This is a genomic window from Paenibacillus sp. ClWae2A, from assembly GCF_032452295.1.
GTDB lineage: Bacteria > Bacillota > Bacilli > Paenibacillales > Paenibacillaceae > Paenibacillus.
The window spans coordinates 663,830-685,199 of the sequence record NZ_JAULSQ010000003.1 but is presented as its reverse complement, the minus strand read 5'-3'; the positions used below and the strand labels follow the sequence as shown (position 1 = coordinate 685,199).

16 protein-coding genes are annotated in these 21,370 nt (G+C 46.6%); 11 read left to right on the top strand and 5 right to left on the bottom strand.

Annotated elements, in window-relative coordinates; translation table 11 throughout:
• The first annotated feature begins 108 nt into the window (after window positions 1-108).
• The 6 genes from QVE09_RS14290 to QVE09_RS14265 all read left to right on the top strand — a co-directional run bounded on the left by QVE09_RS14290 (window position 109) and on the right by QVE09_RS14265 (window position 5,919).
• Entirely contained in the window at window positions 109-669 is a 561-nt protein-coding gene (locus tag QVE09_RS14290; RefSeq protein WP_315937288.1) for a hypothetical protein, read from the top strand.
• Complete coding sequence (locus QVE09_RS14285; RefSeq protein ID WP_315937287.1) at window positions 666-1,169, top strand: hypothetical protein; 504 nt, start codon at window positions 666-668, stop codon at window positions 1,167-1,169. The genes QVE09_RS14290 and QVE09_RS14285 overlap by 4 nt, the downstream gene beginning before the upstream one ends.
• A 395-nt stretch (window positions 1,170-1,564) precedes the next feature.
• A complete protein-coding gene (locus tag QVE09_RS14280; protein WP_315937286.1) occupies window positions 1,565-3,181 on the top strand; it encodes a helix-turn-helix domain-containing protein in 1,617 nt (538 codons plus the stop codon).
• Window positions 3,182-3,293: 112 nt separating this feature from the next.
• A complete protein-coding gene (locus QVE09_RS14275) occupies window positions 3,294-4,310 on the top strand; it encodes an ABC transporter substrate-binding protein (protein WP_315937285.1) in 1,017 nt (338 codons plus the stop codon).
• Window positions 4,311-5,342, top strand: a complete 1,032-nt coding sequence (locus QVE09_RS14270; protein WP_315937284.1) for an NAD(P)/FAD-dependent oxidoreductase — start codon at window positions 4,311-4,313, stop codon at window positions 5,340-5,342.
• Window positions 5,343-5,520: 178 nt separating this feature from the next.
• Window positions 5,521-5,919: a hypothetical protein gene (locus QVE09_RS14265; protein ID WP_315937283.1), complete on the top strand. Its 399-nt coding sequence runs from the start codon at window positions 5,521-5,523 to the stop codon at window positions 5,917-5,919.
• 458 nt (window positions 5,920-6,377) lie between these two features.
• On the opposite strand, the gene QVE09_RS14260 is transcribed toward QVE09_RS14265, so the two are convergent.
• A complete protein-coding gene (locus QVE09_RS14260) occupies window positions 6,378-7,352 on the bottom strand; it encodes an ABC transporter substrate-binding protein (RefSeq protein ID WP_315937282.1) in 975 nt (324 codons plus the stop codon).
• A 202-nt stretch (window positions 7,353-7,554) separates the two neighbouring features.
• On the opposite strand from QVE09_RS14260, the gene QVE09_RS14255 reads away from it, so the two are divergent.
• The 4 genes from QVE09_RS14255 to QVE09_RS14240 all read left to right on the top strand — a co-directional run bounded on the left by QVE09_RS14255 (window position 7,555) and on the right by QVE09_RS14240 (window position 13,351).
• Entirely contained in the window at window positions 7,555-9,408 is a 1,854-nt protein-coding gene (locus tag QVE09_RS14255; RefSeq protein ID WP_315937281.1) for a helix-turn-helix domain-containing protein, read from the top strand.
• A 172-nt stretch (window positions 9,409-9,580) separates the two neighbouring features.
• Window positions 9,581-10,123, top strand: coding sequence for a CueP family metal-binding protein (locus tag QVE09_RS14250; protein WP_315937280.1), 543 nt, complete (start codon window positions 9,581-9,583; stop codon window positions 10,121-10,123).
• Window positions 10,124-10,304: 181 nt separating this feature from the next.
• Window positions 10,305-11,306 carry an ABC transporter substrate-binding protein gene (locus tag QVE09_RS14245; protein WP_315937279.1) on the top strand — a complete coding sequence of 334 codons (1,002 nt, stop codon included), beginning with the start codon at window positions 10,305-10,307 and terminating at the stop codon, window positions 11,304-11,306.
• The gene (locus tag QVE09_RS14240; protein ID WP_315937278.1) at window positions 11,303-13,351 is read left to right on the top strand and encodes an iron ABC transporter permease; all 2,049 of its coding nucleotides are present in this window, start codon (window positions 11,303-11,305) and stop codon (window positions 13,349-13,351) included. Before QVE09_RS14245 ends, QVE09_RS14240 begins: the two co-directional genes overlap by 4 nt.
• 287 nt (window positions 13,352-13,638) lie before the next feature.
• Here QVE09_RS14240 and QVE09_RS14235 read toward each other — a convergent pair whose 3' ends face one another.
• Together QVE09_RS14235 and QVE09_RS14230 are read right to left on the bottom strand one after the other, a co-directional pair.
• Window positions 13,639-14,811 (bottom strand): aminotransferase class I/II-fold pyridoxal phosphate-dependent enzyme, encoded by a 1,173-nt coding sequence (locus tag QVE09_RS14235; RefSeq protein WP_315937277.1) that lies wholly within the window; start codon window positions 14,809-14,811, stop codon window positions 13,639-13,641.
• A gap of 94 nt (window positions 14,812-14,905) precedes the next feature.
• Window positions 14,906-16,981 carry a methyl-accepting chemotaxis protein gene (locus QVE09_RS14230; RefSeq protein WP_315937276.1) on the bottom strand — a complete coding sequence of 692 codons (2,076 nt, stop codon included), beginning with the start codon at window positions 16,979-16,981 and terminating at the stop codon, window positions 14,906-14,908.
• Between the two features lie 259 nt (window positions 16,982-17,240).
• On the opposite strand from QVE09_RS14230, the gene QVE09_RS14225 reads away from it, so the two are divergent.
• The gene (locus QVE09_RS14225) at window positions 17,241-18,269 is read left to right on the top strand and encodes a leucine-rich repeat domain-containing protein (protein ID WP_315937275.1); all 1,029 of its coding nucleotides are present in this window, start codon (window positions 17,241-17,243) and stop codon (window positions 18,267-18,269) included.
• A 79-nt stretch (window positions 18,270-18,348) separates the two neighbouring features.
• Here the strand turns inward: QVE09_RS14225 and QVE09_RS14220 are convergent, their stop codons facing one another.
• Entirely contained in the window at window positions 18,349-19,068 is a 720-nt protein-coding gene (locus QVE09_RS14220) for an SDR family oxidoreductase (RefSeq protein WP_315937274.1), read from the bottom strand.
• 231 nt (window positions 19,069-19,299) lie between these two features.
• A complete protein-coding gene (locus tag QVE09_RS14215; RefSeq protein WP_315937273.1) occupies window positions 19,300-21,363 on the bottom strand; it encodes a beta-xylosidase family glycoside hydrolase in 2,064 nt (687 codons plus the stop codon).
• Between the last annotated feature and the right edge of the window lie 7 nt (window positions 21,364-21,370).

The following is a 21,370-nucleotide window of genomic DNA, read 5'->3' as shown; positions in this document are numbered from 1 at the left end:
GATTTTTGGCGAAATTTCCCGGACTTAAACAAAACTTAAACTAACGTGAGTACAATAGACCACATCACCTGTAGGGATAAAGGCCCGGTAATAGAAAGGGACATACTTATGAGTCACTATTTTGCTAAATGTTCAACCTATATGTACCAGCATAGATATATGGACTTTCTGCTGGCTCATTATAATGAATTAAATCTGCCCTATTCTTTTCCGACGACACTCAGCTATATATCCAGTCCACTGCTTATGGATGGGGGGGCGATGTTATGTTTTGATGATGAGGATGAGGTGGCAGGTGCGTTTGGATATATTCATGGCACGGGAGAGCATGATTATGAGGATCGGCATGTGATTCAGCTTCAGGTGGCTTTCATTGTACATGAGCACCGCCGAAGCAGGATTTTTATCGAGGGTCTTCAGTTCCTGGTGCAACACTTGGATGAATATGCGTATGAGGAACCAGTGCAGGAAATTCGGTTCTGGGCTCTTAGTGAAGAAGCCAACCGCAGGTTATTCTCCAAAATTGCGCAGCAAGTTACAAGTACAATCCGTGAAGAAGGTGAGCTGAATGCTTACGTTGTGAAGCTTGCGCAGCTTCGTTCATACCTCGCTTCTTTTGAGCGAGACTCAAGGATGAAGGAGCAACATGGAAAGGTGGAGTCGTCTTGATGCTGCAACTCAAGGCTCACGATACGTTAAAAGACGAGGATTATGCTCGTTTTGCGCGGTTTTATCTGACAAACAGTGATGAGTTCGATGAGCAATATATGCTGCATGATGCATTGCTCCATCTGATTAGTACGGTACAGCAAGCACATTTGCTTTTATTCGACGATGAGCAGGGGCAGTTGAGCGCGTTCATTCAGTATCGTTATACGAAAGACAGGAACACGGCATTCATTGATTCTGCTATATTGGCTGAAAAATATCGCAGCAGCAGAGTGTTTTTTGCAGGGCTTCGGGATGTGGTGTTATGGATTTGCGAGGAGAACTGCGATATTCAAACGCTACAGTTTCATGCCGTTGCAGAGAACCGTTATATTAACAGGCTTTACAGCAAGTTCGCCAAACGGACGGATGTTCAGGTGCGGAACGGAAGAACAGAGCATGTCTACACGGCTGAACTGGATACCCTTCTGGCTTATCTGAAAATAAAAACGTTGGTGTAATAAAAATCGAGTAATCGGTCTGGCACAATTCAACGGATGATCAGGTCAACGGATGATTAGGAAAGGAGGTGAGCATGTCTATGATACCTATGTACCCAGTCATAAAGAATGGCAGCCGCATTTCAAAATTTGAAAATGTGTTGAAATTGAATGAACAATTGCGAGTGAACACCACTGCCGCGAAATAATCCCCCTTTTCGCAGATATTCTGTTTCCTGCTGAGGAACAAAACAGAGAAGAAGCAAGCCGACCACACTTCACATGTGTGATACGCTTGCTTCTTTTTTGGCTTTCGATAGTCCCCATCTTATGAAAGGAATGCAAAATGGTACAATGATAGAAATTCGAATGAAAGAAAGTACAATCTTACATAGCGTATGGAAAGGATTAATCTTATGACGAACAATGCAGCATGGGTGGCGCAGTGGGCATCAACCGAACCTTTAACCCCGGCATGGATGACTGCGGGCAAAGTGCATTATTTTTCGAGTCCCTCCTTTATCCTCCTTATGGATGGAAAAGCCATTTGGAAACTAAATGGGCATCAAGTCGAAGTTTCTTATGGACAGCTTATCGCGGTAGAAGAAAATGTGGTGATTGAAGTAATGGAGGGAGGGCTTCAGGATCTGGCAGGGTGGCATATTCAGTTCCACACGTACACAATGCTTAAGAACCAACGAGAGATCGTGAAGCATTATTGGCATGTTCCTCACGGTACTGGATACCAGAAGGTACAACTGACGGATGGAAGCTTAGGCAGCCTGAGCCAGCAGGTAAGCGGAGAAGTGTCTCAGAATCCACATGCAGTATGGGTTCGCAGACAACATCTGATTCATGAGTTGTTGGACCATCTGTACCAAGCTCAGCCGGACAAGATGCATACGACAGAAGAGAGCCTGCGTCGATCCGTTCATTACATGCAGCAGCATCATGATCAGGTGATCACACGCAAGCAGTTAGCCCAGATTTCAGGTATGAGCCCGTGGCATTATTCCCGCAAGTTTAGTGAATATTATGGAAAGCCGCCCCTCGATTTTCTGGCCTATTACCGGATCTATCGCGCACAGGAAGAGCTGGTGCTAACGTCAGCCACTTCACAGGTTATTGCCAAAAAACTCGGATTTGAAGATGCACATTATTTCAGTCGTCGTTTCAAGCAACTGACAGGCGTATCCCCAAGAGAGTATGCACAGACGCTGCCAAATCGCAGGATAGTGTGCCTTTCCCCGCTTTTTGCTGAAGTCTTAATTCATTTGGGAATCATCCCAGAGGGGGTGATGGTAACCCCTTTGCTGTTGCCCGAGCATCAATATGAACTGTTTCAAACGCATCAGATACAGATGCTGGAGGCGTCACCCTATGGAATGGATGTCGAGGCGATTCGGCACATGCAGCCTGAGCTCCTGATTGGAAATGTGTGGTCTGACGAATACAGGCACCAGTTACGTACAATTGCGCCATGGATCGGGGGAATGAATATGGAAATGGGAAGTGTGCTACACCAATGTTCAATATGGTTTCACAAGCAAGAAGAGGGGAGACAGCTTCAACTCCGGATGACAAACGAAGTGGAGACTGCACGCCAGCAGTTGCAAAGTGTGATTGAATCTGGTGCAACCTTCATGGTATTGCGAGTGGAACCATTCGGGTATCGATATTTGGGGGGCCAGTCTGGCGGAGCATCCCGATTGCTGTTTGGACAGCTTGGATTGTCTCTTCCAGACGCACTGATCGATGGTAAAGCGTGGTTCAATCCTTGTTCCCTTGACATGCTGATGCAGGCTAATCCGGATTACCTGTTTGTGGAGAGGCGCGTCATGTTGCATTTTAATGTGGAAGATAACATGAGGAATCTATTGGGCAGCAGTGTGTGGAAAGAATTAAAGGCAGTCCAGAGCCATCAGGTGTTCGATATAGATACCCGTCTGTGGGTAGAAGGTCGCGGGATTATAGGGCAATCATTGATCCTGAACGAAATTGTGAAATATGTAAATGGAAAAGCAGAGCACTAGAGCACAATAATCCAACTGAATACGCACGATATGCTATGGAAGAGACACTTCTTATTTGATACTATTTGATAATAATTATCATTATCAATATACATAAGGGGCGAAGTATATCATGTTACGAAGTTTTAAAGGGTTGGCCATCATGCTGTTGGTGATCAGTATGATGCTGGCGGCATGTTCCGGTGGAACTACTGAAGAGAACGCTACAGCTGGTACAGCAGGTACTCCAACTGAAGGAGCAGCGAATACAACAGAAGAAGCAGCTAATGAGAGTGGGACTAAGGTGGTGCAGGACCAGTTTGGAGAAGTAACGATTCCGACCCATCCTCAAAATCTGGTTGTGTTTGATTCAATCTATGCCGAGTATCTGATAGAGATGGGTGTCACACCCCAAATCGTTTTGTTAACTCCAGAAGTGGAAGCGGAATACCGCCCTGATTATTTGAAAGAACACGGGGTCCAGATCATTGAAGTTGAGCAATATCAATATAACTATGAGCAGTTGCTGGCGTTGTCACCGGATATGATCCTTGCAGCTGGCGAAGGTATGGAACAGGGCGTATATGATGAATTGTCCAAAATCGCTCCTACGGTGGCACTGGATGCCAACAGTGAAATGAAACGTGCTATGCCAAAGCTGGCTGCCATATTTGATAAGACCGAAGAATCTGCCAAAGTATTGGCTGAATTCGATGAGAAAGCCTCACAAGCAAAAGAGAAAATTGCCGCAGCTCTCGGAGACAAGACTGTATTGGTTCTTCGGGTTGAGCACAATCGTTACCGTTTCATGGGTCCCAAAGGAGGAAGCAGCAGTGTTTTCTTCTATGATATCCTGGGTCTGAATAGCCCTGAAGCGATCAAAGACTCTACAGATTGGTTTAGCCAGTTCTCACTGGAATTTTTGCCTGAGATGAATCCGGATTATATCTTCCTGGAAGACAGAACCCTCGTAGGTTATGACACAAAGAAATCTATGGAAGATCTGAAAGCAAGCCAAGTGTGGTCAAATCTGGAGGCTGTGAAGAATGATCATGTCTTCCCGTTGAAGACAAGCCAATTCGTATCAGGTGTGGGTCCGATTGGCTCTGTAAAATTAATGGACTATGTTGTTGAAAAGTTGGTGCCTTAAATGACAACGGAGACACAATTGGATATCTACGATATTACCATCGTTGGTGGTGGGCCAGCTGGCATGTATGCCTCATTTTATAGTGGTATGAGAGCCATGCGTACCAAGATCATCGAAGCCAAGCAGGAACTGGGCGGATTCATGCGTACCTACCCGGAGAAGCTGATCTGGGATGTGGGCGGGATTGATCCGATCCGCTGCGAGAAGCTGATTGAATCACTGGAGAGACAGGCGAGAACGTTTGATCCAACGATTGTGTTTGGGCAGGAAATCGCCGAGCTTGAACGACGTGAGGATGGTGTATTTGTACTCATGTCCAAAACAGGCGAGCGTCATTACACACGTACTATCCTGTTATGTGCGGGCAGAGGCATGACGCAGGTGCAAAAGCTGGATGTCGAGGGTGCCAATCGGTATGAACTGACGAATCTGCACTATACGGTAACTGATCTATCTCGATTTGCCGGGAAGCGTGTTCTGATCTCGGGTGGCGGCGATTCCGCAGTTGACTGGGCGAATGAAATGGGCAAAATAGCAAGTAAAGTTACGGTGGCACACAGACGTCATGAATTTACCGGACATGAGTCGCCGGTTGCCCAGATGAAAGCTCAAGCAAACGTCATGACGCCATATAGCATTTCACGTTTATACGGTACAGGTGACCAAATCGACCGTGTCGAGCTGGCTCATGTAGAAACCGGTGAGATCACACATGTTGAAGTGGATGAAGTTGTCGTAAGCCATGGGTATGATCGTGATTTTGGCAACCTCGTGCAGTGGGGGCTGGCGCGTGAAGATTACGGCGTGTCCGTTGATCAGCGCATGCGTACCAACATTCCAGGCATATTCGGAGCAGGTGATTTCATTACTTATGGAAGCAAAGTCAGGCTGATCGCTGGTGCTTTTAACGATGCGGTGCTCGCAGTTAACAGTGCCAAGACGTATCTGGAACCTGCTGCTTCCGACATGGCGGGTGTATCCTCTCACAACGCTCGGTTCTATGAAAAAAACAAAGCCCTCTCCAATACGTAGATAGGTTCGTACGGATAGAGGAAGGGGAATTTGAAGAAGCCCGAACAAGTTCGAGATTTACTCGAACTTGCGTCGGGCTTTTTTAAATTGAATGATGAAGTAAGGAAATGAAATACAAGTTGAAGAAGTGATATAATCATAACAAAGAAATATGAAAGATCACTATGGGAGGTAGCAGATGAAAAAAATAAACAAATTTATATCTTCTCCTCTTGAGTTTGAGGTCTTGGAGCATGACCAGGTAATAGCAAAAGTGAAATTGGATTATAGTAATCAAACGGTTGATGTATGGAAAGATAAAAGTGTATCTCCTGTTTTTCTCCCTTTTCCAAGCAAGTCCAAGGTAACCGTTGGAGATGTACTGGATTACTTTGAATCCAGATGCTTCCCTCGCACCAGACACCATGCCGATAAAGTTTTGCAATCATTGGGTCTGAATGATTATGTAGCTTCGGAGATCGTAAAACAAACACATGGTGTGTTATATGATGATTATGTCTGGATTCGATTTTCTGATGAGGAGTTGTCTTGTGCTGATGTCCATCCCCGTTTTGCAGGTGAGCAAGGATTCTCGTAAGACTTTTGTCAGTAGTAGCAAGATATTGAGATATGAACACTCATTTTGTAACTAGATATTTATAGTATTTCGGCTTATGCTCATTGACGACAGCGACGTATTCAAACCAAATAAAACAGCGCCACCTGAATCATTCTGGTGGCGCTGTTTGTGTAATCTTTTTTTGAGCTGGATAAAAAGTCTTGAATCCCAGACTACCAATCTTGGCGAATGGATAGATGATTTTCTAAAGAACTCAGGACATCTTATTTGGCCTTCAGAACCTCTTTTCAAATTCTAAGGAACACCAGACACGTTATCTACGAAACCTCCTAGTAAAAACACTGAAAACGGCTTTTTAATCGGGTATAGAGTGTCTCAGGTTCCTTAGATTTCTGTAAGCGCCTCAAATCGTTGAATAAGACGCCTCAGATTCGTTAGTGCTGGCTTCTATTATTCCATTAGATTTGAAACTTGCGCTAATTCAGCTCAGTCTGTCCACTTGCGAGTCGATCTGCGATCTCTTCGGCTTGCAGAATGGAGGTATAGGGATCAGCGGTGAAATATTTATGGATATCCAGTTTGAAGATATGCTTGTTCTGCACCGCGGGCAGATTGTCCCAGACGTTAGGCAAAAGGGAGTGATCCTTCGTACCTTCTGTAACCATCATCAGCAGGTAATCACCCACGTACTCGCCGAAAACCTCCGCGCTCGCTTCGAGGTTTTCTTTGCCTTGGTCCAGAAGATCTGACTTTACCTTGGGTGCCGGAGTTAGTCCAAGCAGTTCATAGGCTGCTCTTCCACCACGATTGGCGCTGTTGCCGATAATGGCTGGGTTTTTCAAAAAGTTAAAATCGGCAACGGTGAAGGTGGCACCGTCTGGAATTACACCTTTAATTTTGGCCTGAGCAGCTGTGATCCGTTGTTTAAACGATTCGTTCCACGCAATGGCTTCTGCTTCGCGATTCAGAATCTCGCCCATGGCGGTCACCTCGGCTTCCATGGAATCATACTGATCGGGTACGAATACAACAGTCGGAGCGATTTTGGAATAGGTCTGAAATTTCTCCTGGTCCCATGTGATAATCAGATCCGGTTCCAGCTCTACCATTTTCTCAAGCGAAACCTCACTATGGTTACCCAAATCTGCGCTATCCTCAAGCTTGTCACGCAGGAACATTCCATAATCCAGCAGGCTGCTCGGTACACCAACAGGTGTTACCCCTACAGCCAGAACATGTCCTATATTCCAATCAACAACTACCCGCTCCGGGTTGAGGGGGACTGTAACGTCTCCCATCATTGTGGAGATTGTTCTTGTCTGTGGTGCGGTGCTTTCTGTTTCTGTCGTGACGGGTTCCACCGTCTCTTTTTGGGTACAACCACTAATGAATATGGCCATAATCACCAAAACAGGCAAGGCCATACGATACCAAGCTTTCTTAAACAACATGACGAACCCTCTTTCTAATTGATAATGATTTTCATTTAATATAACTCTAGAGGCAATTCGACGATTGCACAATAACCGATTCGGAAGCGGAAGCATAACCATTTCAGAACTTAATCGACTGGTTGAACTGAGAATGATTATCATATATGATGGGGCAAAGCTTTGGATGTGGTAACGAAGAAACAAAGAAAGGTCCATGACGATGAACATAGAAGAATACGGGGCATTATGGGAGCATATAACAATCCGATTACTGGATATTCGAATCATAACCGTTAACATCAGTGAAGATCCTAATACGTGGATACTTCCCTCGAATGCTTTTTTATTAATTACGAATGGCAAGGGGAAGATCTGGCTTGGGCAGGCGATGCATCAGATTAAAGGGACATATATTCTGCACGCCTCCAAAGGAACGCGCCTGGATTGTCTAGCTAAGAAGTCGATGGAAATACATGTGTTGTCGTATTCGTCACCAGAGTCAGAGAAGCTAAATACTGAAAGATCCCAAACATATAATGGGGTAGAGTCTTTGCAAGTCAGTTTTGGTTTTGAACCAGCGTATCCATTGCCATTCATTGAAATCATGCAGTTGATATACAGACAGTGGAATGAACTACAGTCAGCAGGCCGAATTCAAACCAAGGCGTTGTTCTACCAGTGGCTTGCCGAGATGTTGAAACAAATGCTGGAGCAGAGGAAGAACCGAACCAAGCTGGATCGAGTAGATCAGGCGGTGCATTATCTGAAACGTCACTACGCGGAACCACTCAAGATGGAACAGGTAGCTGATATGTTGGAATGCAGTCCAAGGTATCTGAACCAATTGTTTCAGCTTCAATTAAATACGAGTCCCAGTCGTGTGCTATCTCAGATTCGGATGGAACAGGCGATGAAACTATTGGTGAGCACCAAAGGGACCTTACAGGAAATCGCGGAGAGAGTAGGCTATGAGAACGGCTATACGCTAAGTCGTTATTTCAAGAAACATTATGGTGTTTCTCCCGAGTTTTACAGAAAACGTCGAGAGAGCATTATTCAAGATATAGCCCCGAATACATTCCAACCAAACACTCTTCTGAAAAGTCATTATCCGGAATGGAGCGAACGAGCGGTACCCATACTTGAAGTTGATCAGATCCGGCCAGCACAGGATAGTGTAAATTTGAAAGGAGTCCAAGTGAGGAAGTCCTCGGAGCCCGCGATACCAAGAGCCAGAACTCGGATATTGGCCACAAGCATGGGCGAGATTATGATACCGAACAAGCCTAGCCGTGTTGTTGTGGACTGGAATTTGGGAGAAGTGCTGGCATTGGGGGTAACCCCTCTTGGAGCGCCACACTCACTCATTGAGAGCAACCAAATGCTGGAGCCCTATATCTATGACCAAGTACAGGATATCGGCAATCATAATTTTATCTCACTTGAAAAAGTGCTTGAACTGGAACCGGATCTGATTATCACCTGGAATCCTGCTGCTTATGCTTCCTATGCCCGGATTGCACCTACGGTGGTCTATGGAGGGAATGGTTACGCATCTGTCGCGGAGGAAATCCGTGAGATGGGACGTATTTTGAATCGCCATACAGAAGCCGAAACATGGATTAAGGAATACGGGCGGAGAGTACATACTTTGCAACAAACCATCACGGGCAAGGTCTCCGCAGAGAAGACATTTACCGTCATTGATCCGAATTGGGGAGAACATATTACCCTTGTGGGAAATACGGGAACTCGTGGAGGTAAAGCAGCCTACGGGTTACTGAACTTGAAGCCAGCAGGCAAGGTTCGCCAGGAACTGTTGGAACCGGGTCTGGAATACCTGGATATTGCGCGGAGTGCGGTAGGTGGGTACTTGGAGGACTACCTCTTGGTGTTAGATAACGGTCCAAGATATGGGTTTGATGATCAAGCCTTAGGTAAACCATGGGAAAAATCCATCGAGACAGATCACTGCCGTGTTATTAGTCTTGACTGGAATAGATATTTCCTCTCTGACCCGTTGTCTGCGGTGCTTCAAGCAGAGGAAATGGCAGCCCGGATTATGGGACATTAATTGTCACTCACGTAATGAGCAGTAAGACTTATCGATCAGATATTTCATATATGCTTATCCCGAATTTAGCCGACCTTATATGTGAATATCTGGTGAATTTCTTGCTGTATAAGTCCATGATGGTTTGTTCTCCATTATACTTAATGAAAAGGGACGAGGAGAGGGGCTCCAGATGAAAAAACAAATGATGATCATTGCAAGTATTGCAATTGTAATTGTGATCGGAACCTACCTATTTGCAAGTAACACGGGCAAGGAAGAGGCAGGTACAGCCAATGCGCCCAACATCAAAAAAATGGTGGAAGATATCAGCACAAAAAAAGAGACACCGGAATCTGCCTCCATTAATGCCAAACAGTTAATCGTTACAGATCAAGATAAACATACCACTACCTATGATTTGCCTGAAAATGAATTTTTCCTTTCGATTGCACCCTATGTGGACCAGACCCATCCGTGTGCAATGCATAGCCTGACCGGTTGTCAGGGGGAAATGAACAATAAGGAATTCAGCGTTACCATTCACGATTCTCAGGGCAACACTTTTATGAAAGATGAAGTGATCAAATCTGGTGCGAACGGATTTATGGATTTTTGGGTGCCTAGAGACAGAACCTATCTGATTCGTATTGTTCGAGATGGAAAGGTTGCAGAAAAACAATTGTCCACATATGAAAATGATAATACATGCATCACTACGATGCAGTTGAGTTAATGAAAACAGTTAAACAATCGTAGGGAAGGATTGCCGTTGAGCGATCCTTTCCTTTTTTATTTCATAAAAGAATGGGAATAAGGTACTTTGCATTGACAAAAATCAATTCCTACGGCATAATCCAATAGTGATAATGATAATTGTTATCATATAAATACATACAAACAGGGGAGATACAGATATGAAAAAAGGGTTAAACGGATTGTTGATCATGCTGGCCTTTGTGCTGGTTTTGGCGGGTTGTGGTAAAACCACGACTACAACAGAACCAAGTCAAGGTACTGACTCGGGTAGTGCTCCGGCTGAAGAGACAGCAGGTCCTGTTACCGTGAAGCATAAACGTGGAGAGCTTAAGCTGGACAAGCCAGCAGAACGTGTCGTTACGCTTGAATGGACATATACGGAAGATGTCGTTGCCTTGGGTGTTCAACCAGTAGGTAATGCAGATAACGCTAACTATAAAGTGTGGGTAACATCCGAAGCAGCATTGGATGACAGTGTAACGGATATCGGAACACGCAGTGAACCGAATCTGGAAGCTATTGCTGCATTGAAGCCAGATCTCATCATTGCTAATGCAGATAATAATACGGCGGTCTATGATCAGCTGAATGCAATTGCACCAACAATCGAATTCGATCCGTACGATGGAGACGGTTATAACTATGATAAAATGACAGAAATTTTCAACTCGATTGCAACAGCTCTTGGCAAAGAGGACAAAGCAAAAGAAGTTCTTAGTGATCTCGATCAGCATTATGTAGAAGCCAAAGAAAAACTGGCTGCTGCGGGTAAAGAAAACTTCAACTTTGCACTGACACAAGCGTTCACATATCAAAATGCAGTCAGCCTGCGTATGTTCACCGATAACTCGGTCGTGATTGGTACATTGGAGAAAATCGGACTGGTTAACGACTGGCAGCCGGACAAAGTTGAGAACTATGGCTTCTCTACAGTAGGCATTGAATCCTTAACCGATGTGCAGGACAGTAACTTCATTTATATTACACAGCCAAACGATGACGTCTTTGGCACAGCAATGAAAGATAACTCGGTTTGGAACGGACTGAACTTTGTGAAGGAAAAACGCACATATCAACTGGATAGCACAACATGGACATTTGGTGGACCGATCTCCTCCAAAGTATTGGTTGATGGCGTAGTAGAGGCGATTACCAAATGAGTTCGGTTCAAGGAGCTAAGCCAACGATGAATTGGCGCACAATAAGCATATATGGGGGCGGTCTAACCGCTCTCATCGTGCTTTTTTTTGTAAGTCTGTGTTATGGAGAGGCGTCCATTCCTTTACATGTCGTTTGGGACGCACTTACAGGCAGACAGGATACATTAGAGCACAATATGGTCTGGGATTTGCGCATGCCGCGTACAGTGATTGGTATTCTTGCAGGTGGCGCACTGGCTGTTGCGGGTGCTTTACTTCAGACGATTACTCGTAATCCACTGGCTGCTTCAGATACGCTGGGCATTAATGCAGGAGCATACTTTGTGGTGGTGCTGGGAGCTATCGCGTTTCCAGGTCTATTAAGTCAGTCGCCTTTTCTCTTCGCAGCTCTTGGTGGTCTGCTGGCAGCATTTGCGGCTTATTTCATGGGCGGCGGACGAACATCAAGCCCGGTTCGACTTGCGTTGTCCGGTATGATTGTATCGATGGTGCTTGGTTCATTTACAAGCGCATTACATATTTTTTTCTCCATGGAGACGCAAGGGTTATTTCTTTGGGGTTCCGGAACACTTGTCCAGAATGACTGGAGTGGTGTGTCCTATGCTTGGCCTTGGGTGGTTGGTATTACCCTTCTCGCGTTAGTCCTGTCTAGACAGTGGGATATGCTGGAGTTGGATGAATCAACGGCTTCTTCCTTGGGACAAAAGGTTGCATTGGCTCGTGCAGGAGGGTTAATACTTGCTGTATTACTGGCCGCCGTGATTGTCAGTGTAATCGGACCGATCGGCTTCGTGGGACTGGTTGCACCTCATCTGGTTCGATTGAGTGGCGTACGTTCCAACCGATTACTTTTACCCGGTGTGTTCATATGGGGCGCAGCACTCTTGGTTGGAGCAGATGTCCTCGCCAAGATGGTGCATAACTCCAGCATGGAGCTGCCAACGGGTGCCGTTATGGCGATCATTGGTGCACCGTGGCTCATCTGGCTTGTTCTTACACGCATGAAGGCTGCGAACGGATCAGGCATGTCTACTTCAATGAGCACCGGAGGAGCTGCGCGTCGCTTTGCATTTGGCCCGATGGCTGTATTATTCTCAGTCATAACGGTCGTGCTTATCTTGCTCAGTACAATGTTTGGCGGTATGCGGATTCCACTGGCCGATTGGTTGCCGAGCCTATTCCAGTCGGATGGACTGTTCTCCGCGCTGATTCAGCTTCGGATTCCGCGTACCCTTGTTGCCGCAGGTGCAGGAGCTGCACTGGCAATCAGTGGTGTGCTCATTCAGATGGCGGTACGTAACCCGCTGGCGGATGCTTCAATTGTCGGGGTGTCTTCTGGTGCAGGGCTTGGAGCGATGATGGTCATCATCTTATGGCCGGGTCTCCCGGCATACTTGCTGCCGATCGCGGCTATCGTCGGTGCTGGCATTGCCGCAGTGGTTGTGTTCTCCCTCTCTTGGAAGAAAGGACTGAACCCTTCGGCGGTTGTGTTGCTAGGGATCGCGATGTCTGCCATTGCTGGAGCCGGTATTCAGATTCTGATTGTCCGTGGTGCGGTATACGGTAGCAGCGGATATATCTGGCTGACAGGAAGCACCTATGCTCGTACCTGGGAACAGGTGAGGGTTATCGGATTATTTTTAGTTATTCTGGTACCGGTGGCTTGGTGGCTGGCACGCAGATTCGAACTGCTGGTATTCGACGACAATAGTGCATCTGGGCTTGGTCTCGGAGTACGTCGTACACGTTTATTAGCCATGACAGTTGGTGTATTACTTGCAGCAGGTGCAGTTGCTTGTGTAGGAACCGTTGGTTTTATCGGCCTGATTGCACCACATATGGTACGGCTACTGACGGGGAATAAGTTAAGACGTTCGATGTTCCTATCCGCATTAGCAGGTGCAGTCATGCTGGTGCTCGCCGACACAATCGGCAGAACCGTCATGGCACCAACAGAGATTCCATCAGGCATACTTATTGCGATCATTGGAACGCCGTACTTCCTGTATCTGATGTATCGTTCTAACTGGCGCAAGTCTGTATAAATTGTTGAAACCGGAAGCCTGCTCCCCGAGCAGGCTTTTTGCTGTCACTTGGCACCATTCAGCCGCCAGCTTAAAATCCCGTTTAACCGCTCTTCGTAGATAATGGTTTCTTGGACCCTGGTAGGCACAACAGAAGTAGCATCACCCAGTGAATGTCTGGTCCCACACCAAATGACAAAATCCCCTCACGTCTACAAGAAGTAGAGATCACGTTATCAAACGTGAAACTCTTACTGCCTGTGGACCTTGAGGGGATTTTTGCTTGAGCACATTATATGATGCTCCCGTTAGCTGGATTTCAGAATCCCGCTGTCATCGACGGATTGTACGGCTTGCTGCAATATTTCAATATCCTGAACAAGCGCGAATCGAACGTAACCTTCGCCTGAAGGACCAAAGGCACTGCCTGGGGTTGCAATGACACCCGCATGTGTGACCAGATCCATGGCAAATTGCTCCGAACTGTCGTAGTGAGCGGGAATGCGGCTCCAGACAAACATGGTTGCTTCCGGTTTGGCAATAGGCCAACCGAGATTGCTGAAGCCCTCACAGAGGATGTCTCTGCGCTGTTCATAAATAGCTCTGACCCGTTCAACCTCGGATTGATCTCCGGTAATGGCGGCAATTGCTGCTTTTTGGATCGGTAGGAACATGCCGTAATCCATATTGGATTTTAGCTTTTTCAGCATGGAGACCATGGTTGTATTGCCCACACAGAAACCGATTCGAGCTCCGGCCAGACCATACGTTTTTGACAGGGAATTAAATTCCACACCGACGTCCATGGCGCCAGGAAACGCGAGGAAGCTTCCACATGACTTTCCGTCAAATACGAGTTCGCTGTACGCATTATCGTGGAGCACGATAATATCATACTTCTTGGCAAAGGCAATCAGGTCGAGATAGAACTGATCCGGTGCCATCGCGGTTGTCGGATTGTTAGGATAGGAGACCAGCATGAATTTTGCTCGCTGAGCGATATCTTCCGGTATATCCTGAAGCTGAATAACATACCCGTTTTCTTCTTTTTGTGGCATATAATACAGTTCTGCACCTGCCAGTAGCGGTCCATCCGCGAAGACGGGATAGCAGGGGTCAGGGACCAGCACCAGATCACCTTCATCTACAATAGAGAGGGATATATGTGCCAGCCCTTCCTGTGAACCGAGCAAGGAACAGATTTGTGTTGCCGGGTCCAGATCAACCTGATAGCGCTGCTTGTACCAATCGCTCGTAGCTTGCAGCAACTCACTCTGATCATTTACAGCATATATATAATTAGCCGGATCAGCTGCGGCCTCGCATAATGCAGTTATAATATGCTGCGCAGGTGGGATATTCGGCGTACCCACACTTAGATCAATAACGGGCTGCCCGTTCTCCAGTCTGCGGCGCTTGATCTCCAGCAACCGGGTGAAAATTCCTTCGTTGAAATGATCCATTCGTTTGGCAAAGTTCATGATGATGATTCAGCCTCCAATCCTCTTCGTACACATATTCATTAATAATAAATGGACAGCGACTAAAAGAGAAGAGTAGGGGAAAGCTTGCGGATTATGACTTTACTTTAAACTGGCTTAGTTCGTCTTGCAGTTTGCCAGATAGCTGGTTCAACTGTTTTGACAGATCCGCTACCTCTTCGATACTATCCAGCTGCTCCTGTGTGCTGGCACTTACTTCTTCCGTCGATGCCGAGTTCTCCTCTGTGGTGGAAGAGATAATCTCCAGTGCCTGGAATATCTCATCTTTGTGTTTGTGTACATTGGCGGTATTGCTGGTAATCTGCATCATACGTTGCTGCAGATCTTTCAGGTCTTGGTTAATACTAAAGAATACATGTTTGGTATCTTCTACAGATTTGGCATTTTCTTCCGCAATCTTCATACCGCGCATGGTATGTTCAACCGATAGGGTTGTTTTCTCTTCAATAACATTTACCTTTTTGTTGATTTCCTCTGTTGCCTGAGCCGTCTGTTCTGCAAGTTTGCGGACCTCTTCGGCAACGACGGCAAATCCTCTTCCATGTTCGCCAGCACGTGCAGCCTCAATGGAGGCATTCAGGGCGAGCAGGTTCGTCTGAGAGGCAATCTGTTTGACCGTATCCACAAAACTGGATATTTCATTCCGACTCAGGTCAATCTCCTGGATAATAGAGGACACTGCTTGGGTGGACTGATGGTTTTCCTCGGACCATTTCGATAACTGTTCCACGACCGCAAGTCCTTGGCTGCTTTGATCAGCAGATGTCTGCACGACCGTTCCCATAGCCTGAGCATCGGTAGCAATTTCATCGATTTGGCTGGATAACGAGCCTGTTTTGCGTAAAATATTTTCCGTTTCGATGGACTGATAATTCGTTGCATTGGCAATCTCGTTGATGGCTGTTGATGTGTCATTCATGGTCACAGCCGTTCGTGAGGAGATGGCTTGCAGATCATTCGACGACTGGTTCAGGATTTGCGCCGAGCTGCCGACCATTTGCAGCATGCCCTGAATTTTCTGCACCATGGAATTCAAACCTGTGGCGATCTGTCCAATTTCATTATTAGATTTGATATCCAGTTTGACAGTCAGGTCACCTTGTTCAATCTGTTTAATCTTGGCCAGCAGCTGTGGTATGGAGCGTAACAGACGGCGAAGGGTAATGTAACAGATAATCACAAGCAGAAGGGTGGCTGCAGCAAAACCGCCAAGCGTAATCCACGTGAACGTTTTTAATTCCGCGAGAACTTCTTCTTCGGATATGGTCAGACCAACGGACCATCCCGTATCCTTGCTGGTAGCGTAGCCGATATAACGACGTTCCCCATTATCGTTCATAAGCTGTACGCCGTTTTCACCGGCAAGCATTTTCTTGCCGATGTCCCCCATGTCCCCCGTACTGTCCAGGATGTTCTCCTTCAATACCTTCTCTTGATCCGGATGGTACAGAATTTCCCCGCTCTTGGACAGCAACATGGAATAGCCCGTGCTTCCAAGGGAATAACTCTCCATAATCGCCGGAATATCCTTGAATGCAATATCCGCTGCGGCAAAGCCGATCGTGTTGTTGTTGTCGTCTTTGATCGGATAAAAGATACCCATGAGTACATCGCCTGCTGCAATATCAATGTACGGATCGGAGAAATAAAGTCCGTCTGCGGCGGTAACCGGCTTGTAGTATGGCCGCGACTGGATATCAAAGTCCGGTGCAGATACGACACCATCATTTTGAATCCAAAACCCTTTTCCATCCAGACCCGCAACCCAAGCATCGGCGAACGAAGGTTCAGCCTTAACGATAGCGGCCAGTGTCGCCTGTGTTTCCGCAGCGTAGGTTGAACTTGCCGCATCCGCAGCAGATGCTGTTGTTTCTATGTATTGCTGAAATAATGTGTTGGTGGACATTTGCTTGACCAGCGCACCTTTTTCCTTAAATAGTGCATCAAATTCACTAACAATGGCTTGTGTCTTGGTCTGGAGCATGGATTCCTGCTGTTTCACCAGTATGTTTCGTGTGCTTGCAAACATAAATGTTCCCAGCACAGCAAAGACAACTACGATAATGACGAGCAGCACAATGGACAACGTATTTGCCATACTGGATGTCCGTGCTCCCGTTTTCCCCCACTTGTTCAACATATTCGACATATTCCATCTCCCCCAGATGAGTAATAAAAAGCTCGAAACGCCTAAGTTATATGTCGGCACATTCTATAGTTTTCTGTAGATTTCTGTCGAATAATCCTGAAAGCAACGGGAAGCAAAGGCACGATAAAATGAGAAGAATGAAGGGGATGGATGAAAAGAGGATAGGTACGAAAAAACAGGGTTCAGTAGTGGTTCATTCAGGTAATGTTGTTTATAATGGAATGAATTGGAACTATGGTTTGGAAAAGGGGGATTATCTGTGAGTGAGTTATGGCATGCTTCAATACAGGGGGTTCCATGGAATGCCGAAAAGATGCACCAGGCGGTGCATCTGTTGCGGCGCAAAGCAACGGTTCATTTTCGCTTTGGCGCGGATACATACGAGGACCTTGCCGAGCTTGATGCCAAAGTGTTCTTTGCCCGGCCGGATCTGATCCTGCATATATCGCATATGGACCCCAAAGGGGTATATACATCCGGATTTTTGGGGCGACTGGCACAGTTGAAGCATGTGTCCGCCTTGCAGCTTGATCTTTCGCAGGCACAGGATTTGACGATTCTGGGTGCGATGGAGCAGATGCAGTTTCTAAGATTGAATTCACCTGCAAAGGCGACCGTGCTCGATTTTATTAAACACTACAAACGATTGACCTTTCTTGAATTACGTGGCAAATTCAACGGATTGGCTTCCATTGCAGCATGCCACCAACTGCATACGCTCATTCTGAACTGCACGGTTGAAAGTGTTGATGTGTTGGCGGAACTGCCCATGCTTCAGTATCTGTCCCTGGATCACTGTGAGTTAAAAGGGGGACTGGATGTATTGACACAGTCGACCCTCTCAATGTTGAAGCTAAGCTCTGTCCGCAAGCTGACGAGTATTCAGGGACTCGAACAGATGCGCGGGCTGGAATATCTGCATCTGTCCTTGCCCAAGCTGGAGCAGTTATGCGACTTTTCCCATATGACCTCTCTCAGACAGCTCGAACTGGACTATATGAAATCGTTGCGGGATACCAAACATCTATGGACAGCTGGCACTTTGGAGTCTATTGAACTGAAAGAGATTAATACGGCACTCAAGGCGGATTCGTTTGCTGGACTGACCGGGATGGAGAACTTGCTCCAAATCGATTTTCGTTTTATCGATGTTAACAAAGGACGGATTGCAGCTATGCGTGATCACCTGGCCAAGGCCGGAAAATCCCATTTGTTATATGAAAATATCCCTGAGCATGAACGTCTGAATTCCATAGGTATTGCGCACTTGTCGCATATATTAATGTAAACGGGCTTCTGTCCAGCATGTGTATACAGAGCGAACTCCGGTGAACGGACCGATTGAGGCGGGCAGATACCATTTCTATCTAGGTGTTCATATCCGTTAAGGCGGGTATGTTGATCTCTTTCACGCAGGCCGCTTTGGACAAGCTGATGATACATCGAACGATGGCGACCATATCCTGCAGGGGAATGCGGGTCCCATCATACTCGGCCAGTGCACGTTCCATCCCGTCTTCATAAGGAATTTCTGCCGCCAGTTCTCCCGGGTTGATGCATGTCACCGCGATGCGGTCATTTCTCGTATGCTCTCTTAGAGCTTCCGTAATACCCCGTATGGCAAATTTGGAGGCGACAAAAGAAACCTGGCTGCTGCCTGCATTGCTCAAACCGGCTGTTGAACCGATCAGGATGATCTTGCCTGCTTCAGACTGGCGGAGCTGAGGCAGTAAAGCTTGTATACATACAATTGTAGAAGTCACATTCACATGGATCAGTTGACTGATATCTGCGGGTTCATCTCGATCAAACGTATAGTGCTCTTCAAATCCCTCCTTTTCCCAGATCCCCACGTTATAAATAAGCACATCCAACTTCTCGCCTTGAAGTTGGCTGGCAACTTGCTCCGCGGCCTGAAGCTCGGAAAGATCAGCCTGAATCCATATTCGCTTCACGCCATCCTCCACGGACAGACTTTCCGGCTTGCTGCGGGAGACCACCCAAACTTTATCACCGGATTGTGGCACGCCTCGAACGAATGCATCACCTAATCCCTTGCTTGCACCGAAGACAATTATATTTTTCAAATAAAACCCTCCTTATCGATTAGAATTTAATAATACTTACATTGATCTATATCTTACTATAGAGGTGATATATGGAACATGAAGTTTACATGAGGTATGTTTCATCCTTGTCAAGATTCGGGATTTTTGAGGATAAAAGGCGAAGATCTTCATAAGTAATGTACTGAAAAGGACCTGGCTCCACACATGGTGAAGTTCCAGGTCCTGATTAATAAGCGAATAAAACAACATTTAGTCTACGCGGAAATAATCGAAATCTGCATATCCTCCAGTAGACTTCGTTGCATAATTGAATAGTGCAAACCGGTATCCCATAAAGTGTGGCAGTGTGTAAGACATTTGAAGTGTATTGCCAATGGTTGTCCAGTTGCTGCCATCCAGACTATAAGCAAAGTAGGCTTTGTCGGTCTGGTTCGTAAAATCACAGATGACGCGGAGATAGATTCTGTTCTGGTTTAATGGCACAGTTGCTACTTCGGTCATGGTGCCGGAACTGGCATTAGCCATAATAATAGATTTGGTGCTGCCCGTCATTTTAACGCCGACAAAACCATATCTGGCCTGAAAAGCAGCGAGTCCAGCATAATCACCATCCTTCATGCCTGCTGTATCCAAAGCGGTCATCCCCGTGCTTTTTGGACCAAAGGTTCGTTGTGTCAGCGTGTTGCGGGCTTCTAACAGGTTTTTGCTGATTTTGCCTGCAGTTAACCGCATGAAACCGGGCCGCTGGAGCAGGGACCAGTTGGCAGCATCAGGGTTATGATTCCACTGCCAGAAAGTAGCGAGACTGGATGTACCGGAAGATGAATTGCTCGTCAGGGAGACGTCATCCACATAAAATGCCATCAAATCATTGGTCGGGTCCGGATTCGAGTTATACGGTGTTTCCACAAAAATAAAGCTTTGGGACAGGTCTGCATTCGATGGAACGGTATACGTACCTTGAATGGTGCCCCACTGTCCGCGGGTTAACGTCGCACTGCCCATAATGGTAATTCCGGTATAACTTGCACCGTTCTGGATGCTAAGATTGAACGTTTTGGTTGCAGGACCAGTAGTGTATTTGATCTTAGCCGAAAAAGAGTATGTTCCTCCTGGTACCAGCTTGCCTGTAACCATCTGTTTGGCTCCGCCTGCTGTCTGCTGTCTGCCGCTGACGAGCATGCTTTTTGTACCGCTAACAGCTTCGGCATTCGTTGAGTTGATGGTTGCCGTATTGTTGCTGGTCCACGGCTGAATGTTACTGTCCTCAAAGCCGCCGTTCACTAACAGTTGCGTTACTGAGGGTGTGCCTGATGTGGTTGCGTTGAACTCATCGGACCCGTAGATTTTGGCAGCAGGCTGACCTTCAACGGGCATATTCATGTTAAGGGGAACCTTGCCGTTCACCCCAAACACAGGCCAGTTATCCGACCACGTCACCGGAACGAGGTAGGGGATGCGCCCAATGGCCCCGCTATCACGAAACAGCAAGCCGTACCAAGCGCCGGATGCGGTATCCACGATGCCTCCTTGGGCGATTCCCGAGTCTCTTAGTACAACTTTACCTGTGTATGGACCTGTCAATGTGTTTGCACGATAGGCAAGCTGAATGCGGCCGTCACCCGAAGGCCAGGCAATCAGGAATACATAGTACATGCCATTGATCTTCTGAATGTGTGCTCCTTCTGCCTTTACAATCATGTTGGAGCCAGCTACACTGCTCGCGTTTGGAATCAGGACCTGATTGAGCCCGCCGGACTTGACGGCCTTGGCATCAGGTGTCAACTCAACGATACTGATGTTATCACTGCCGTGAACAAGAAAGGTCCGATTCCCGTCAAACAAAAGGGAGGGGTCATGGTAATAGCTGTTCAATGTGTAAGGTGTCCATGGCCCTGTTTCAATATTGCTGGTTTGGTAAATATACGTTTTGCCCGTGGAAAGCGAGCCAAAGGCCACGTAATATATACCGTTGTTGTACCGCAAGCTGCTCGCCCAGGAACCGCGTCCATACTCGTTTTGTCCATTGTTCAGATTCTGTATATCCCCGTTTCCAAGCGTATCATATACATAGTTTACGATGCTCCAGTTGACCAGATCATAAGACTTCATGACGGGTACTCCCGGATTCATATGCATCGTTGTGCTTGTCATATAAAAGGCATTGCCCACCCGAATGACGTCACTGTCAGGAACATCCGCGTAAATTACGGGATTGCTGAACGTTGCTGCGGAAGCAGATGGACTTGTCAGAGGGAGTGATGCTATAAGCAAAGGAAGAGCGAGTAGAAGAGTACTCATTTTTTTCCACATATTCTAT

Excerpts from the sequence above, each read along its gene's own strand:
- QVE09_RS14290 (WP_315937288.1), top strand. The coding sequence starts at position 109 with ATGAGTCACTATTTTGCTAAATGTTCAACCTATATGTACCAGCATAGA.
- QVE09_RS14280 (WP_315937286.1), top strand. The coding sequence starts at position 1,565 with ATGACGAACAATGCAGCATGGGTGGCGCAGTGGGCATCAACCGAACCT.
- QVE09_RS14275 (WP_315937285.1), top strand. The coding sequence starts at position 3,294 with ATGTTACGAAGTTTTAAAGGGTTGGCCATCATGCTGTTGGTGATCAGT.
- QVE09_RS14270 (WP_315937284.1), top strand. The coding sequence starts at position 4,311 with ATGACAACGGAGACACAATTGGATATCTACGATATTACCATCGTTGGT.
- QVE09_RS14265 (WP_315937283.1), top strand. The coding sequence starts at position 5,521 with ATGAAAAAAATAAACAAATTTATATCTTCTCCTCTTGAGTTTGAGGTC.
- QVE09_RS14260 (WP_315937282.1), bottom strand. The coding sequence starts at position 7,352 with ATGTTGTTTAAGAAAGCTTGGTATCGTATGGCCTTGCCTGTTTTGGTG.
- QVE09_RS14255 (WP_315937281.1), top strand. The coding sequence starts at position 7,555 with ATGAACATAGAAGAATACGGGGCATTATGGGAGCATATAACAATCCGA.
- QVE09_RS14250 (WP_315937280.1), top strand. The coding sequence starts at position 9,581 with ATGAAAAAACAAATGATGATCATTGCAAGTATTGCAATTGTAATTGTG.
- QVE09_RS14245 (WP_315937279.1), top strand. The coding sequence starts at position 10,305 with ATGAAAAAAGGGTTAAACGGATTGTTGATCATGCTGGCCTTTGTGCTG.
- QVE09_RS14240 (WP_315937278.1), top strand. The coding sequence starts at position 11,303 with ATGAGTTCGGTTCAAGGAGCTAAGCCAACGATGAATTGGCGCACAATA.
- QVE09_RS14235 (WP_315937277.1), bottom strand. The coding sequence starts at position 14,811 with ATGAACTTTGCCAAACGAATGGATCATTTCAACGAAGGAATTTTCACC.
- QVE09_RS14230 (WP_315937276.1), bottom strand. The coding sequence starts at position 16,981 with ATGTCGAATATGTTGAACAAGTGGGGGAAAACGGGAGCACGGACATCC.
- QVE09_RS14215 (WP_315937273.1), bottom strand. The coding sequence starts at position 21,363 with ATGTGGAAAAAAATGAGTACTCTTCTACTCGCTCTTCCTTTGCTTATA.